At 64.1% G+C, this 14,415-nt stretch carries 17 protein-coding genes and 1 pseudogene; 10 read left to right on the forward strand and 8 right to left on the reverse strand.

The annotated features are described in order from the left end of the window. Positions 1 to 17 precede the first annotated feature (17 nt). Complete coding sequence (locus BLR03_RS14630; RefSeq protein ID WP_091253857.1) at positions 18 to 284, forward strand: type II toxin-antitoxin system Phd/YefM family antitoxin; 267 nt, start codon at positions 18 to 20, stop codon at positions 282 to 284. Beyond that, positions 281 to 679, forward strand: coding sequence for a type II toxin-antitoxin system VapC family toxin (locus BLR03_RS14635; protein WP_091253858.1), 399 nt, complete (start codon positions 281 to 283; stop codon positions 677 to 679). The genes BLR03_RS14630 and BLR03_RS14635 overlap by 4 nt, the downstream gene beginning before the upstream one ends. 6 nt (positions 680 to 685) lie before the next feature. Here BLR03_RS14635 and BLR03_RS14640 read toward each other — a convergent pair whose 3' ends face one another. After that, the gene (locus tag BLR03_RS14640; RefSeq protein WP_091253861.1) at positions 686 to 1,153 is read right to left on the reverse strand and encodes a hypothetical protein; all 468 of its coding nucleotides are present in this window, start codon (positions 1,151 to 1,153) and stop codon (positions 686 to 688) included. A 421-nt stretch (positions 1,154 to 1,574) separates the two neighbouring features. Then, on the reverse strand, positions 1,575 to 1,748 hold the full coding sequence (locus BLR03_RS24460; RefSeq protein ID WP_175460564.1) for a hypothetical protein: 174 nt from the start codon (positions 1,746 to 1,748) through the stop codon (positions 1,575 to 1,577). A 453-nt stretch (positions 1,749 to 2,201) separates the two neighbouring features. Here BLR03_RS24460 and BLR03_RS14645 point away from each other — a divergent pair, with 453 nt between their 5' ends. Beyond that, on the forward strand, positions 2,202 to 2,384 hold the full coding sequence (locus BLR03_RS14645) for a PspC domain-containing protein (RefSeq protein WP_091253864.1): 183 nt from the start codon (positions 2,202 to 2,204) through the stop codon (positions 2,382 to 2,384). Positions 2,385 to 2,481: 97 nt separating this feature from the next. Here the strand turns inward: BLR03_RS14645 and BLR03_RS24935 are convergent. Both BLR03_RS24935 and BLR03_RS14655 read right to left on the reverse strand, forming a co-directional pair. Further along, positions 2,482 to 2,622, reverse strand: a pseudogene (locus BLR03_RS24935) (recombinase family protein); the annotation flags it as partial. A gap of 30 nt (positions 2,623 to 2,652) precedes the next feature. Continuing rightward, positions 2,653 to 3,486, reverse strand: coding sequence for a sulfurtransferase (locus BLR03_RS14655; protein ID WP_091253865.1), 834 nt, complete (start codon positions 3,484 to 3,486; stop codon positions 2,653 to 2,655). Between the two features lie 370 nt (positions 3,487 to 3,856). Here BLR03_RS14655 and BLR03_RS14660 point away from each other — a divergent pair, with 370 nt between their 5' ends. Then, complete coding sequence (locus BLR03_RS14660; protein ID WP_091253872.1) at positions 3,857 to 5,674, forward strand: AfsR/SARP family transcriptional regulator; 1,818 nt, start codon at positions 3,857 to 3,859, stop codon at positions 5,672 to 5,674. Between the two features lie 16 nt (positions 5,675 to 5,690). Further along, positions 5,691 to 5,996: a DUF1905 domain-containing protein gene (locus tag BLR03_RS14665; protein WP_091253874.1), complete on the forward strand. Its 306-nt coding sequence runs from the start codon at positions 5,691 to 5,693 to the stop codon at positions 5,994 to 5,996. A gap of 98 nt (positions 5,997 to 6,094) precedes the next feature. Here the strand turns inward: BLR03_RS14665 and BLR03_RS14670 are convergent, their stop codons facing one another. Beyond that, positions 6,095 to 6,298 carry a cold-shock protein gene (locus BLR03_RS14670; RefSeq protein ID WP_011690916.1) on the reverse strand — a complete coding sequence of 68 codons (204 nt, stop codon included), beginning with the start codon at positions 6,296 to 6,298 and terminating at the stop codon, positions 6,095 to 6,097. 326 nt (positions 6,299 to 6,624) lie between these two features. Here BLR03_RS14670 and BLR03_RS14675 point away from each other — a divergent pair, with 326 nt between their 5' ends. Then, the gene (locus tag BLR03_RS14675; RefSeq protein ID WP_091253877.1) at positions 6,625 to 7,020 is read left to right on the forward strand and encodes a TfoX/Sxy family protein; all 396 of its coding nucleotides are present in this window, start codon (positions 6,625 to 6,627) and stop codon (positions 7,018 to 7,020) included. Positions 7,021 to 7,022: 2 nt separating this feature from the next. Further along, positions 7,023 to 8,312 carry a flavin-containing monooxygenase gene (locus BLR03_RS14680; RefSeq protein WP_091253885.1) on the forward strand — a complete coding sequence of 430 codons (1,290 nt, stop codon included), beginning with the start codon at positions 7,023 to 7,025 and terminating at the stop codon, positions 8,310 to 8,312. Between the two features lie 28 nt (positions 8,313 to 8,340). Here the strand turns inward: BLR03_RS14680 and BLR03_RS14685 are convergent, their stop codons facing one another. Then, positions 8,341 to 9,138: a hypothetical protein gene (locus BLR03_RS14685; RefSeq protein ID WP_139184564.1), complete on the reverse strand. Its 798-nt coding sequence runs from the start codon at positions 9,136 to 9,138 to the stop codon at positions 8,341 to 8,343. A gap of 116 nt (positions 9,139 to 9,254) precedes the next feature. On the opposite strand from BLR03_RS14685, the gene BLR03_RS14690 reads away from it, so the two are divergent. The 3 genes from BLR03_RS14690 (at position 9,255) to BLR03_RS14700 (ending at position 12,557) form a co-directional block, all read left to right on the forward strand. Further along, complete coding sequence (locus BLR03_RS14690) at positions 9,255 to 9,374, forward strand: NAD(P)-binding protein (RefSeq protein ID WP_091253890.1); 120 nt, start codon at positions 9,255 to 9,257, stop codon at positions 9,372 to 9,374. Between the two features lie 849 nt (positions 9,375 to 10,223). Then, positions 10,224 to 10,955 carry a YDG/SRA domain-containing protein gene (locus BLR03_RS14695; RefSeq protein ID WP_175460565.1) on the forward strand — a complete coding sequence of 244 codons (732 nt, stop codon included), beginning with the start codon at positions 10,224 to 10,226 and terminating at the stop codon, positions 10,953 to 10,955. A gap of 69 nt (positions 10,956 to 11,024) precedes the next feature. Continuing rightward, complete coding sequence (locus BLR03_RS14700; RefSeq protein WP_254788510.1) at positions 11,025 to 12,557, forward strand: DNA cytosine methyltransferase; 1,533 nt, start codon at positions 11,025 to 11,027, stop codon at positions 12,555 to 12,557. Positions 12,558 to 12,695: 138 nt separating this feature from the next. On the opposite strand, the gene BLR03_RS14705 is transcribed toward BLR03_RS14700, so the two are convergent. Both BLR03_RS14705 and BLR03_RS14710 read right to left on the reverse strand, forming a co-directional pair. Next, a complete protein-coding gene (locus BLR03_RS14705; RefSeq protein ID WP_091253897.1) occupies positions 12,696 to 13,547 on the reverse strand; it encodes a DUF6339 family protein in 852 nt (283 codons plus the stop codon). 1 nt (position 13,548) lies between these two features. Further along, positions 13,549 to 14,385, reverse strand: coding sequence for a hypothetical protein (locus BLR03_RS14710; protein WP_175460566.1), 837 nt, complete (start codon positions 14,383 to 14,385; stop codon positions 13,549 to 13,551). Positions 14,386 to 14,415: the final 30 nt, after the last annotated feature.

Consider the following 14,415-nt stretch of genomic DNA (forward strand, 5'->3'; position numbering starts at 1 on the left):
TTGCTACGGAGGCTGGCATGACAACAATTCCGCACCGCGAACTTCGCAACCAGAGCAGCAAGATTCTTGAGCGTGTGAAGAACGGCGAAACCATTGAGGTGACAAACAATGGGGAAGTCGCCGCCGTTCTCATCCCACCGTCCTCCTCCCCGTTCGAGCGGCTGCTTTTGGCAGGGCAGATGCGGCCGGCCTCCCCGGGTGCAGTTGATTTTCAGTCGCTGCCGAGGGTCAGTTCAGCGACCATCACCACGGAAATCCTGGACGACCTTCGCGGGGACCGTTGATCCTCTACGTGGACACGGCGGCGGCCCTCAAACTCGTGGTGGAGGAACCGGAATCGGCGGCCCTGGCAATGTACCTCGAGGCCGCCGTGTACCGCGGCGACAAGCTGGCGGCTTCCATGCTCCTGTACACGGAGCTTCACTGCGCCGCCAACCGGCGGGGACTTCCCGGCGGGCTGGTTAATTCCGTGCTGAGTGGAATCAATCTGGCGGACGTGGCGCGCTCGGACTTGATGTACGCGGCCGCCTTGCCCGGCCGGCTGTGCAGCGCCGATGCCATTCACTTGGCGGCGGCGATCCGGCTCCGGGCCGATGTCATCATTGCCTACGACGCCGAACTGCTGGCCGCCGCCGTGGACGCCGGCCTCAACGTCCTCTCCCCCGGCGTCCCGGACTGATTGCACTCACCCCGCCGGCAGTCCCTCCACGAAGGCCACCTGCGTCGAATATTGCTGATAGAGCTTGACGGCTTCGTCGATCTCAATGTGGCCGAAGTTCAACGCGACCTGCAGCCCCTCCAACTGGGCGCTGCAGGTCTCGGCCGCGCTCACACGGTCGGCCAGCGAACGGGACGTGGCAAAATTCGTGGCCAGCGCCGCGGCAATGGAGAAGATCACTGCAAACAAACACAGCACGCGCCACACCAGCGAGTCGTCGCTCAGGTTGAAGATTGCCGCTACCGATTCGGTGAACCCCGTGCCTCCGAAGGCGGGGCCGGCCGTGAGCGCCGCGGCCAGTGCGCTGCCCACGATGCTGATATTGGCCAGCCGGGTGCGCCGGGGTCTTTCCTTGCTGAGATAGGAACGGAGGGCCTGCTGCTTCTCGTCGATGCGGGAGGACAGCCTTTGCCGCGTATCGGATGTTTCGTCCATGATCTGGTACCAGCTTCCCTCGCCGATCGTGTCCGCACGCCCGGAAAGTGAGACCCGCCTGCCGGCGGCCCGCCTGCTTCCCCGGAATCCCCCAGCCAGGGCGGAAGCTCCCCGCCCCGTTGCCGCTCTCCTCCCGAAACGCGCACACGTTTAGGATGCTCCCGCGCCGCTGCGGGTGTCTATACGCATCATCCGGCTGTACCGCGGGAAGTTCGGCCCTGCACCCGGGTTTCCGCATCGCGCCCGGAATACCGCGGCGATAACGGATTGCCGCGGCGTGGATCCACGCCGCGGCTGTCCAAAAGTGCAGCGGAATGCAGAAGGGGCCGCGGATTGCGATGACGGGCACGACCCCCGTCTCCAGCGCCGGAGATGGGGGTCGTGCCCGCGTGGTTAGCGGCGGCCGACTGCTGGAATTCAGTCAGCGCAGGGACCGCAGCGACGCGTACGGTTCGCTGGGGAGGCTACCCGCCGTCCAGGGGCGGGTGGACCGCTCGAGCGGAGTGTGGCCCCGGCCGTCGCGGACGACCGCGACGACGGTGGCGACGGCTGCGTAGACCATGAGTGCGACGAGCAGAATGGCGGCAAATTCCATGGAAGAACACCTCGGGTGATTGATGAATCCGGTTGTTGGGGCGAGTGATGAAGATGCTGGTCGGGGCCGGATTCCGGGGTAATCGGTGCGGTGAGGGCTGCGGTTGTTGTCGGGTTTGCGGACCCCATATTTCCGGTCCCTTTGGGGGACATGTCCAGTTTCCGAGGTCACCGTGTGAGCCGGCGTGTGAGCGGTTTCGCGCCCGTTTCTGCTCTGAGATGGGTCCGTTCATCGCCGACGTCGAACGTGGCCCAGCAGCTCGCCTCCAAGGACATCCGGCATGCCGACGCCGTAGCTCGGCTCCGCAGTCCCGCGCCGGCGCCGTTCGGCCCCGCGCGGGCCCTTCCCTGTACGGCGTTGTGCCGCTGGTGAAGGGCCCTTCCTTGTACGGCCTTGTGCGGCGCTTCGGACTAGGCTGTTCCGCCGGCGTGGCCGCACTGCTACCTTGGCTGGATGGAACGATCTCTGATGAGGCCAAGGAACCGCAAGATCCTCGCGGGAGTCTGCGCAGCTATTGCTCAGCGCTTCGGCATCTCCGTGACACTGGTCCGCCTCGGCTTCGTATTCTTCGGCTTCTTCGGCGTCGGCGAGCTGGTCTATATCGCGTTGTGGGTCCTCATCCCCAAGGCAAAATAACGGCCACTTGTCCGGACAGTCGGCCGCAGGCACCAGCACGACGGCGGGCGTCCGGCAGCGTTGCCGGCCTCCCGCCGTCGTGCAGAACTACGAGCAGTTTCTGGCGGCCGCCCAGGTCTTTGCCGGCCTCACGGCGCTTGCGGACGGAGTCGGTGATGCGTTCGCGTTTGATTTCGTGTTCCCTCTGCGCCAACGCAGCCGTGATCGTGAAGACCATCGACCCCATGGGGGCCGCCGAACGCCGGCTACTTCATACGAAAAGGATGCTTCATCGCTCTGCGGTGCGTTGCGGGTCTGCGGCGTATTCGGACCAGCCGCCGGCGTAGAGGCGGCCTCGGCCGAGGCCTGCGTGTTCAAGGGTCAGCAGGTTGTGGCATGCCGTGATGCCTGATCCGCAGTAGGAGACGACGGTGGAACCGTCTCGGATCCCGGCGCGGGCGAACGCCTCGCGCACTTCCGGGATGGGGCGCAGGCGCCCGTGCTGGTCGAGGTTCTCCCGGCAGGGCACATTCACGGCCCCGGGGATGTGCCCTGCCTGAGGATCGGTGGGTAGCTGAAGGCTGCCGTCGAAGCGATCCGTGTTGCGCGCGTCGACGATCGCCCCGTGCCACCTGTCGAGGTCCTCGGCCTGCACCAGGCGTTCCTCGGGCCAGTCGGCAGCGGTGAATGTCGCCGGGAAAGTACGCGCTGGATTCTTCTCGAGCGGACCCGGCCATGCGGCGATTCCGCCGTCGAGCAGGGCCGCGCGCTTTCCGAGGGCTCGCAGCATCCACACGAGCCGTGCTGCGATCACTCCGCCGGCATCGTCGTAGGCGACGACCGTCGAGTCGTCGCCGATGCCGAGCGCGGACATTCCTTGCGCGAACACTGCGGGATCCGGCAGCGGATTGAGTCCGCGCGGCCCGGTGTCGCCGGACAGCCAAGCGTCGAGGTCGACGAACACCGCGCCCGGGATATGCCCGCCGTCGTACTCCGTCCGCCCGGACGAACCGTCGAGGTACCAGCGCACGTCGACCGCGACTACGCTGTCGAGGTTCGCCCGAAGCCACACCGCGTCAACGAAAACGGGAGGGAAGCCACGGGTTGCCTGAGTCGATTCCATGGCCCATGGTAATCATGACGTCCACGATTCAAGACACTACGTCTCATATTTCGAACACCTGCGACGCGCGCTCTCGTCTCAGGACATGTAGTCCGCCCCAGAGGTCCGCTAAAGGATCTGCTTGCGGGCGGGCCGCTCCTTCTCCTAATCCGACTTGGTGTCTCGAAACGCATGTGATGCAGGACCACGCAAAGCCTGGGCGTGCGACGCCGGGCGATCGCAGAGCACCGCCACGAAGGACCCAACTCCACATCTCGGGTGGAGTGCGGAGTGGATGCCTCCGGTTTCCGCGGCGGCTTTCTGCAGCGGCCGTGAGCAAGCGCGTGATTCCCCCGGGCCGCGGCCACTCCCCCGGCGTAGCATGACTCATATGGCCGACACATGGATTCGGCTCCTCGGTCCGCCCAGGATCGAGTCCGCTGGCACCCCACTCCGGCAGCCCCGGGGCCGCAAGGCCTGGGCTGTGCTGGCCTACCTCGCGCTGCAACCGGACGGCACCGGCCGGGCCCGGACGGCGGCCCTCCTGTTTCCCGACGCCGAGGACCCCCTCGGCGCCCTGCGCTGGAACCTCTCCGAGCTGCGGCGGACCCTCGGCGCGGAATCGGTGGGCGGTGACCCGCTACGGCTCGTGCTGCCGGCCGGGTGGCACTGCGATGTGCTGGCGGCCCTGCACCCCGTCGGCGACGCCGACCCCCGCGCCTTCGACGGCCAGCTCCTGGAGGGCCTGTCCTTCGCGGACTGCCCCGTGTTCGAGTCGTGGCTGGAGGACCAGCGGCACCGGCTCGAGAACTGCGTGCTGGCACTGCTCTACGAGGCGTCCCTCGGCGCGCTGTCGGCGGGAAGGGCGGACGACGCCGTCGACCTCGCCACCCGCGCGCTGCGCCTGGACCCCTTTAACGCCGACTGCCACGCCGCACTGATCAAGGCCCTGCTCTCCCTGGGCGAATACCGGCGGGCGCGGGAGCAGGCCGACAAGTGCCGGGACCTCTACCGCCGGGAGCTCGGGCTCGGCCTGCCCGCGGAGGTGCGGCGGGCGCTGACGGATCCGGCGCTGGTGGACGCGGACCCCGGAGCCGGGCCCGGGCTGCCGGCCGGTGCGGCCACAGTGCGGTCCTACCTCGACGCCGCCGGGGCGTCGCTCTCGGCGGGCTCGGTGGACCGGGGGCTGGAGCAGTTGCGGCTCGCCGTCGGGCTCGCCCAACGGACCGATGATCATCATCTGCTCGCGGAATCCCTGGTCACGCTGTCCGGGGCCATGATCCATCAGGCCGGCGGCCGCGGCGCCGAAGTGGCGGATCTCCTGCACCGCGCGCTGTCCGCCGAAGGGCCCGACGGCGTCTCCCGGACTGCCGCCACCGCCTTCCGCGAGCTCGGCTACTTGTCCGTGCAGCGCGGCGTTCCGGACCGCGCAGCCGGCTGGCTGGACCGGGCGATGCGCGCGGCCGAGGGAATCCCGGACGAGCAGGCCAGGATTCTGGCGATCCAGGGCATGCTGGCCTCGGACACCGCGCACTATGGGGATGCCGTGACCGCTTTCACTGAATCCGGGAGGCTGGCCCGGGAAGTCGGGACCCGGCGGCAGCAGGCGTTCAGCGAGGCCCTGCTGGGTCGCGTGCATCTGCTCCGGGGCGACCTGGAACTGGCGGCCGCCTGCCTGGACCGGGCGCGGGACTGGGTGGCGGGGGAACACTGGACGGCGTTCGAGCCGTTTGTCGCCGGAGTCCGGGGCGAAACCTACCTTGCCGCGGGCCGGCTGGACGCGGCGGCGGACCTGATTGACCGGTCCTGGGTCATGGCCGAGCTCGCCGGCGACCACTGCTACATGGCCCTGGCGGCGGGCGCCGAAGCCCGGCTGTTCCTGGCGCACGGTGACCTCGCTGCCGCCGAACACTGGATTAACCGGGGTTTGGAACCCACGCCGTGGTATCTCTGGTATTCGGCCCGGTTGCTCGATGTTGCGGCGGAAGTCGCCATCGCCACCGGGTCGCCGCGTGCGTCCGAGTTCGTGGAGCGTCTGGCCGCGCTGGCCAGCCGGAGCGGGATGCGGGAGTTCGTGGTCCGGGCGCTGTCCCATCGTGCGGTCCTCGGTGACGAGGCCGCGGCCCAGACCGTGCCCTGGCTGGCCAGGGAGATCGACAACCCCGCGCTGACCGCGTTTCTGGACCGGCGCCACGGCGTCTCGCTGTGATGGGGTTGGTCGACGCGTGACGGCGTCGTACTCGTTCCGTGGCGAGCTGTGGCACTATCCCGAGGAATCGGGGTGGCATTTCATCACGCTGCCCTGGGACCTGGCGGAGGAGCTCCGGGACGACGCCGCCCCGTTCCGCAAGGCCTTCGGTTCGGTGAAGGTGACCGCTTATATCGCCGGGCAGCGGTGGTCCACCTCGCTTTTCCCGGACAGCAAGAGCGGCTCGTACCTGCTGCCGGTCAAGAAGGGCATCAGGACGGCGGCGGGCATCCGCGCCGGAGACGAGGTCGACGTCGAACTTCAACTGGAGCCTGGCATTTGAGCAGGACTGACGTGGCGCGGATGGGTTAAACAAAAACAAGGCCCGTCCGAAGACGGGCCCTGCTCGAAACCTAACGGTCCCGGGTATCTAAAAGGAAATTAGATAGCCTGGATGTTGGTGGCCTGGGGACCCTTGGGACCCTGCTCGGTTTCGAAGGAGACCTTCTGGTTCTCTTCGAGGGAGCGGAAGCCGGAGGAGTTGATCGCAGAGTAGTGTGCGAAAACGTCCTGTGAGGAGTCATCGGGGGAAATGAAGCCGAAGCCCTTTTCAGCGTTAAACCATTTGACGGTACCAGTAGCCATTATTTTTGTCCTTCGTGAAGGTGGAGGAACTGTCCCGACTTTCGGGTCCTCCTGTTTGGGGTGCTCAAAACCGCTGCTTCAGAAGAACATGGACTTTCGACCATGCGTACTGCCTGAACTACGAACTGCATAAACACAACAACAAGATCAACTGTACAGGAGATTCCGGACACCATTTACCACAGCCCCATCGAGCCACCGTCCGCGGCAGCCCCGGGCAGCGCCGGCCCCGACCGCCTGCGGGCAGACAGCCTGTACCGTGCCCAGCCGCGGGCATATCCTGCAGGAAGACCAGTCCGCGACCGTCAGTTACCGGAGGAAGACCCATGGAAATGCCGAAAGCGTCCGACGCCGACAAGGAGCACTTCCGCTCGGTGCTGCCGGACCATCCCGAGGTGGTCATCAAGCCGATGTTCGGGAACCTGGGAGCGTTCGTGCACGGCAACATGTTCGCCGGCCTGTTCGGCCCCACCATCGGCGTGAAGCTGGCCGAGGAAGACAAGGAAATGCTCGAAAGTACCGAGCGGACCGTTCCATTCGGGCCACCGGAGCGCCCCATGGGCGGCTACACCGGGCTGCCGGAGATCTGGAATGCCGAGGGCGACGGCGATGAGGCGCGGGCCAGGGCCTGGGTGGAGAAAGCATTCGAGCATGTGGCCGGACTGCCGCCGAAGGCTCCGAAATCCCCCAAGGCTCCGAAGGCGACCGCCGCAAGGAAGTAACCATGCCCTCCGCCGCTGCAGGACCGGACAACGTTATCGACACCCTGGTGGTTGGGGCCGGGCAGGCTGGCCTGGCTACGAGCTACTGGCTCAGCCGGGCCGGCGTCGAACATCAGTTGCTGGAACGGCGCGAAACGCTTGGCGGGGCGTGGCAGGACCGGTGGGACGGGTTTTGCCTGAACACGCCGAACTTCTCGCTCGCGCTGCCGGGCATGCCGTATGAGGGTCCCACCCCGGAGGCATTCATGCTGCGAGATGACCTCATCGGCTATTTCCGGCACTATGCGGAGAGCATCGGCGCTCCTGTCCGAACGGGTGCGGATGTCACGCGTATCGCGCCCGCTTATGGCGGCGGCTTCAACGTGGCCACAACCCTGGGCAGTTGGCGGGCCCGGAACGTGGTGCTCGCTACCGGCGGTTACCAGGAGCCGAAAATCCCCGCGCTGTCGGCGCAACTGCCCAGCCGCATCCTGCAACTTCACACCGACGGCTACCGCAACCCGGGCCAGCTGCCCGAGGGTGCCGTGCTCATCGTTGGCACCGGCCAGTCCGGCGGCCAGATCGCCGAGGAACTGCTCGCCGTCGGCTGCGAAATCCACCTGGCGGTGTCCACGTGCCCGGAAGCACCGCGCCGGTACCGCGGCCAGGACCTCCTCTATTGGATGATGCAGCTTGCCCAATTCGGCCCCGACTCCGGACTGAACGGCCTCACCGTGGGGCAGCTGCCCTCCCCCGCGGCGAGGTTCGCCTGCAACCCGCTGGTCTCCGGCGCCGACGGCGGCCACGACATCCACCTGCGGGACCTCGGCCGCCGCGGCGTCCGGCTGCACGGCCATTTGGAGGCAGCCGACGACGGCGACCTCGTCTTCAGTGATGACCTTCCGGAACGCCTGGGTCTGGTGGAGGCGGCGTTCTACCAGCGGATGAAGCCGATGTTCGACAGCTATATTGCCGCCACCGGCATGTCGGCACCGGAGCCGGAGCCGCCGCGCAAGGACGACTGGCTTCCTTCGGAGCCGGCACGGCTGAACCTCGAAGCCGCCAACATCACCTTGGTCCTCTGGGCCACGGGCTACCGGCTGGACTTCAGCATCCTGGACATCCCGGTGCTGGACGAATGGAACTACCCCCGGCACCACCGCGGCGTCACCGAGCACCCGGGCTTGTACGCCGTCGGGCTGCCGTGGCTGACCGGGCACGGCTCGTCCATCGTGGCGGGCGTGGGCCGCGACGCCGAATACATCGCGCAGCACATCGCAGCGAACAATGCACAGAACATCGCCGCCCGGTGAAGGCGACGTTCCAGAGGGGGCTACCCGGTCAAGGACCTTCGAAGTCCGCGGCCGCGGCGAGGCCGGCCGAGCTGAACCATTCCCTGGCCCAGGCCTGGACCGAGGGGATCGCGAGTTGCTCGGCAACTAGCTCCGGCGGTCCGCCGAATACGGACTTCCCCTCCTCCAGGAGGTCCCCGGTGCCGCTGCCGGCGAGGAGCCCGAAGAGGGCAGGCTGGTCGAGGAAGGGAAGCTTCCCGCCGTCGCCGTCGGTCAGCACGCCCCAGCGCGAGGTGAACAGCGAGAACTCTTCCGGACGTTCCCCGCGGTCCGCCACGAGCGGGCAGGCTTCGCCGTCGAGCTGGATCCGACGGTAGTTGGGCTCCGTTTCGTCGAGGGCCATCAGTTGGACATCGTCCAGCCACGAAAGCCAGACCGCTGTGCACTCTCCCATCAGCGGATACGGGGCGGCGGCGATGTAGCCGGCCTTGCTCACGTGGGCGGAGTGGCCAACGGCGATGTTGCGGAGCTGCCCCCGGACCAGCGGCAGGACCGCGCTGACAGGCTGGTGGTAGGTGGCGAATTTCCGCCGCATCACGTCGGCGCTTGAATTCGAGCCGATGGCGACCACCAGGGAACGGGCTTCCAGCGGTGCCGCGCCGGCCTGCGCGAGGGCGTCATCCAGTCCGGCTGAAAGCTCAAGGGGCCGGAATTCATTGCCGTCCATGACACCCGAGGCCACGGGCGGGTCCCACGGATACAGCAGCGGATCGAGATGGCCTACGCCGCCAGCCCGGCTCAGTCCCACGGAGTCAGCCGGGTGAAGCCGTCCTGCTGGATTAATCAACGTGGGCCGCTTTCGTGGTTTGGGACTTCCAGTGTCCCGCACTTTTGGGGGAATGGACCTTCGGCGTTTGAGGAGCCGGCCAGCCCCCGCCGCTTCAGTGCGAGGCCTTACCGCAAGTGGGCGCTGGGCAGGCGGGGCTGGCCACCAGCTACTGGCTCGCCCAGCACGGCGTGGAACACCACGTGCTGGAGCGGCGAGACAGGATCCTGCAGGTCAACCTGCACGGCCCCGCGTAAGGCATCAGCGGACTCCAGGTGGAGCAGCGCCCCTCGCCTCCTTCATCTGGGCTACCTGCTACGGCCTGGACTTCAGCTTCTTCGACATCTCGGTGATGGACGATTGGCATTACTCCGGCACTCCCGCGGCGTCGCGGAGTTGCCGGACTGTTCGGTGGGGCTGCCGTGGCTGACCCGACACGCCTCGGCCACGCTGGCGCTGGTGGGCGAGGACGCCCGGTACGTGCCAACGCACATCGCCGGAAGGAACCCGCGGGGTTGACCTGCTCTTCGCGGTTCGGGTTCGTGGGAACTGGGTTCCGGATTAGTGTCATGCCGCCACATGACGGCACCGCCGGTCTCAAATAAGGGCTGTCCCTACCTAGTCACACCGTAAGTCCCTGCGCGTTTCGCAATGAGGGGTCCAGCGATCCGGGCGGCGAGCAAGTCCCCGTCAGCCAGCAGCTGGTTTGGGGGTTGCTCCAAGTTCAGGGCGTGGCAGTGAATCGCCAAGCACGGCGGGTCAACGACGCATGTCTTCACGTCTCCTTCGCCCTTGGCATACACGAGATGACCTTCGGTTAGACCAAATTCTCAGCACTTCGAAAAACTGCAAGGCGACGTCGACGCCTTCGCCGCGTTCCGGCGTCTCCGTCAATCCGAGGAGCTGCTGCGCCTGCAGGTTGTCAGCGGCCGGCGGTAGGTGGCGCCATGTCCATCCAAGATCAGCGCTACCACTTCCACTTAGGGCACCGTTCTTAGGGCACCGTTTCGACACCTTCTTGTCCACAAGGCAGGACGAGCATCGACACGTTTGGTCCTCTCTAAGCGTCACGAAGGGGCCGCAGGTTGATGTGGCACTATGCACGTATGACCGAACATGAGCTGGGCCATGTCGAGAGCGTCCCCGTGGGTAGCCTCTTCCACAACAGGACGGACGTTAAGGCAGCCGGACTGCATCGACACCTTGTCAACGGCATTGACGGGGATGAACGCGTCACACGCTCGCTCGTCGCCGCTGGGGTCTATAGCGGCGACAAAGACCACGGAGTCACCCTCTGGTACGCCGGACAAGGCGGACTAGACCGGGACACAGGACGGCAAATTGAACACCAGCGTTTTGAAGGACCAAACGCGGGACTCGCCGCTTCGTCAGCCAGCGGGATGGTAATTCGGCTCATCCGGGGCTGGGGACCCAAGAAAGGGGCCAAGGTCTATCGGTATGACGGACTCTACCGAGTCAGCAGGTACTGGCTGGATCAAACAGGCCATTACGACGTCTGTATGTACCAGTTGGAAGCAGTAGAATCCGACGTCGGCTATGCCTTCGAACCGGATCTGGATGAGGATGGACACCCTTCTCCGGCTAATCCGGAAAAGTTGAACGAATTAACCAGGCTGACCTATTCACATGCCAGCCAAACCACGCGCCAGCGGTTCGCTGTGCTCGAAAAGGCCGCTTGGCGATGCGAGGCGTGCTCGGCCCTGCAGAACATCTCCGCAGGAAAGCTTCTGCGAGCCGTGATGCTTGGGACGGGAGGAGCCCCGAGCGTGCTGTGTACAACCTGCTACAACGATCGTCTGAGGAGTAGGCTGCTTTAGCCGCGGACGCCGTAGCCTGATTGTCTGCCGGGCCTGGTATCCTGGAGTGTCGGATATCAAGGGGTGCATGTGTTTCCAATTATTGATCTCTTCGCCGGGCCCGGAGGCTTGAACGAAGGATTCTCCAGTGTCAGGGACGAACGGGGCGACTTCGTTTTCAAGACCTTGGCGTCGTTCGAGATGGACAGCCTCGCCTGCCAGACGCTCCGGTTGCGAGCAACGTACCGAGAGCTCGTACGGTCCGGGGGCGATCTGCAGCCCTACTTCGACTACATCCAGGGCAAGAAGACGTGGCAATCCGTTCTCACCGGCGACTTCAAAGAGGCCTATCTGGCGGCGAAAGCCCACGTCTACCAAGTCGAGCTCGGCGAGGACAACCGTCCCACGGTGGATAACTTCATCGAACGGCAGCTCGGACCGGAGGAGGAGCGAGGACATTGGGCGCTCATCGGCGGGCCGCCGTGCCAAGCGTATTCCCTTGCTGGGCGGTCCCGCAGGACTGGAGATGAATCCTTCGCATCAGACCACAAGCATTTCCTCTACCGCGAGTATCTCCACATCCTCGGCAAGTTCAAGCCCACGATTTTTGTCATGGAGAACGTAAAGGGGCTTCTTTCGTCCAAAAATGGCGACAGCAGCATGTTCCAAACGATCTTGGGTGACCTCAAGCGTCTCCCTGGTGGCACGAGCTACGAAATCCGTTCTCTGGTCGTGGATGCTGAAGCGCAGGACTTGGACCCGTCGGACTTTATTATTCGCTCCGAAGAATACGGCGTGCCGCAGAAGCGGCACCGCGTGATCCTGCTTGGCGTTCGGACTGACGTCGCAGCCAGCGTTCCTCGACGAGTTCTCAACAAAGCTGATGGGGCAGTCACAGTTCGGGCCGCAGTCCAGACCATGCCTAGTGTGCATGCGGAGACTTCTAAGAGGAGGCCAAAGATCGATCTGGACTGGCAGGCTGTACAGGCGGAGGCCTTAGACCAAGTGCAAATGACTGAGGTGGGCTCCAAGCCCGACCCCATTAAATCCGGGGCGCTCGCGGTAGATGCATATGAAGCTTGGATCCATGAGAAAAGGCTCAGCGTACCAATCCAGCACGTTCCCCGCGCTCACATGGTTTCGGACCTCGCACGATACCGCGTGATGGCAGAACTAGCAGAGCGCCTGGGCAAGAGTCCGAAGTACACCGATCTGCCGACGTCCCTCCATCCCGAGCACAGCAATGTCGGCAAGGTGGGCACTCCCTTTACAGACCGCTTCAGAGTACAGATTTGGGACGCTCCAGCCACAACCGTGGTTTCACACATTTCCAAAGACGGGCACTACTACATCCACCCCGACCCGGCTCAGACGCGTAGCTTCACCGTACGCGAAGCCGCGCGTCTCCAGTCCTTTCCCGACAACTACTTCTTTGAAGGGCCTAGAACCCAGCAATTCCACCAAGTAGGGAACGCTGTCCCCCCTCTGCTGTCCAAACAAATAGGTGACGTCGTCGCCGACATGTTTGGGTTCCTTAGGGAGTCAGAGTCTGAAAGCCCTTCAAATCGGCTGCTGGTGAAAGACTCAGCAGTCGAGCGAGTCGGCGCTCGGTCGGAGTCATGACTTCCGGCGCCTGCCCAGGTCGAGAATACTCATAGAGATGGGGATACCGACACCGTTACCCAGCGGAACTCTTGGTTTTGGCGCTAGTGCCCCGCGCAACACAATTACGCCAAGATGAGATGCCGTCCGGTCGCCTGCTCAGAACATCGGCCAACTGGCTGCAAATCTACTTACCGCAGAATCGACCTCACTTTGCGTCTTCGCGGGGGCCTCCGGCAAAGAGATACCCAAGGCCGTCGCCGACTCTAGGAACAACGATGTGACGAATTCTTCAATCTGCACGGGCGTCATAACGAACACGGATTGGACCGTCATCTTGCGGAGGAGCCGTTTAGTGGCATCTCGGAAGAGTTCCATGCGCCGACCCGTGTTTGATTCCGAGGCAAACGCTAACAAGCGCGCACCCATCGCGCGGGAAAGAAGTGGGTAGCCGCCGATGCGCGGCCTTTCCAGCAGGTTGACTACCTCGTCTTCGCCCAGCTTGCCCGCAAGTTCGGGTCCAAGAAGATGCACCCGCCACCATAGCCGGCCGATTGTCGTTCTGGTCATGTCGAACAGCCGATCCTCAGAGATGATCCAGTTCTTACTTTGAGTGTGGAATCGTCCGTATCGCCAGAGAACGACGTCGGGCACAACCACCGTGTTGATGAAATTCCAAACATCTATCGATGACGCGTCGGCAGGCATGATGGTCATCTGAGCATGAATCTCTGGCCCAACGGTTCGATCGAACTCAACGAGAAATTTGCTGCTCACTACTGAAGGGAACCCGAATTCCTCAGCGATGCCCAAGATTTTCCCCCGGAGGCCAAGTAGTTCATCGGAACCTGCACGCTGCCGGGCGAGAGGGTAGTACTGTGCTTGAACCGTCGTGAGATCAAGGGAAGCACCGATCTCGGCCAGACTCTGCCGACGAAGCACCTCCCAGGATTGAGCTGCTTCGTAGAGCGGCATGCGGGGATAGCACAGCAACGTATGAATTTCGGCCATTTTACTTTGCACCGACTTTCGATTGGAGCTCCGCCTCAACGCGGCCGGGATCCTCGCGGTACCGCTGCTGGACTTGGTCCAAAGATTCGCCCAAAAGCCGGACCACACCGCTTAGTACGTATCCGAGGGATTCCTCCGGATAGTCGGTTTGAAGGCTCAGCTCGTCGCTGCTGAGCGCCTCGCGAAGCAGTTGGCGCATGAAGTCCAGTTCAAGAAACCGAAGCCACGCGTCGGACTCCGAAGAGTCGGAATCTTCGAGCATCCGGGAAATGAATGGGTTGTCTGCATTGAGCCATAACCATATGGCGGCCGAAGCGCTTACTGCCAAATCACGCGATGTCAGCCGGAGCCACCACAATGCGTTGCTCGAACCGGCTATGCCGTGCTCCGCAAAACTCACCGGAAGCATGGGCAGGCGAGGAGCAGTGCCCTCTAGGACAATCTTTCGGTCAACTCGGAAGACGGTGTTACCGAGCCTTTTGGGCGCAAAGGGACTCTCCACGACATGACCGATGTGGAGGACCGATATCTGGAATTCAAGGGACAACGTACCTGAAATTTGATCTGCCGGGACTGTTAGGTGGACCTGCTGACGCCCACCGCGAACGTCGCGGACTTCAGAGGTTGTGATGAGGGGCGTGCCCGAGGAGCGGGCGATGATGACAGCTCCTAGGCGTGCACTTGGCGGAAGTTGCAGTCGCAGCAAGGCATCTTGGAGATCCAGCTGATAGGAACACTCAATGTATATGTCATCGTAGTAAGTCCAATCCTCAGCCAAAGTCTCGCCATCGGTCAGGGGTGTTTCACCGACAGAAACTTCCCATGAGAGAGTTGACACTTCCTCAAATGGCAGCGTGAGGTGCCCGAA

Origin of the sequence: Arthrobacter sp. ok909, from assembly GCF_900104405.1 — a bacterium.
Classification (GTDB): domain Bacteria; phylum Actinomycetota; class Actinomycetes; order Actinomycetales; family Micrococcaceae; genus Arthrobacter; species Arthrobacter humicola.

Excerpts from the sequence above, each read along its gene's own strand:
- BLR03_RS14630 (WP_091253857.1), top strand. The coding sequence starts at position 18 with ATGACAACAATTCCGCACCGCGAACTTCGCAACCAGAGCAGCAAGATT.
- BLR03_RS14640 (WP_091253861.1), bottom strand. The coding sequence starts at position 1,153 with ATGGACGAAACATCCGATACGCGGCAAAGGCTGTCCTCCCGCATCGAC.
- BLR03_RS24460 (WP_175460564.1), bottom strand. The coding sequence starts at position 1,748 with ATGGAATTTGCCGCCATTCTGCTCGTCGCACTCATGGTCTACGCAGCC.
- BLR03_RS14645 (WP_091253864.1), top strand. The coding sequence starts at position 2,202 with ATGGAACGATCTCTGATGAGGCCAAGGAACCGCAAGATCCTCGCGGGA.
- BLR03_RS14655 (WP_091253865.1), bottom strand. The coding sequence starts at position 3,486 with ATGGAATCGACTCAGGCAACCCGTGGCTTCCCTCCCGTTTTCGTTGAC.
- BLR03_RS14660 (WP_091253872.1), top strand. The coding sequence starts at position 3,857 with ATGGCCGACACATGGATTCGGCTCCTCGGTCCGCCCAGGATCGAGTCC.
- BLR03_RS14670 (WP_011690916.1), bottom strand. The coding sequence starts at position 6,298 with ATGGCTACTGGTACCGTCAAATGGTTTAACGCTGAAAAGGGCTTCGGC.
- BLR03_RS14675 (WP_091253877.1), top strand. The coding sequence starts at position 6,625 with ATGGAAATGCCGAAAGCGTCCGACGCCGACAAGGAGCACTTCCGCTCG.
- BLR03_RS14680 (WP_091253885.1), top strand. The coding sequence starts at position 7,023 with ATGCCCTCCGCCGCTGCAGGACCGGACAACGTTATCGACACCCTGGTG.
- BLR03_RS14695 (WP_175460565.1), top strand. The coding sequence starts at position 10,224 with ATGACCGAACATGAGCTGGGCCATGTCGAGAGCGTCCCCGTGGGTAGC.
- BLR03_RS14705 (WP_091253897.1), bottom strand. The coding sequence starts at position 13,547 with ATGGCCGAAATTCATACGTTGCTGTGCTATCCCCGCATGCCGCTCTAC.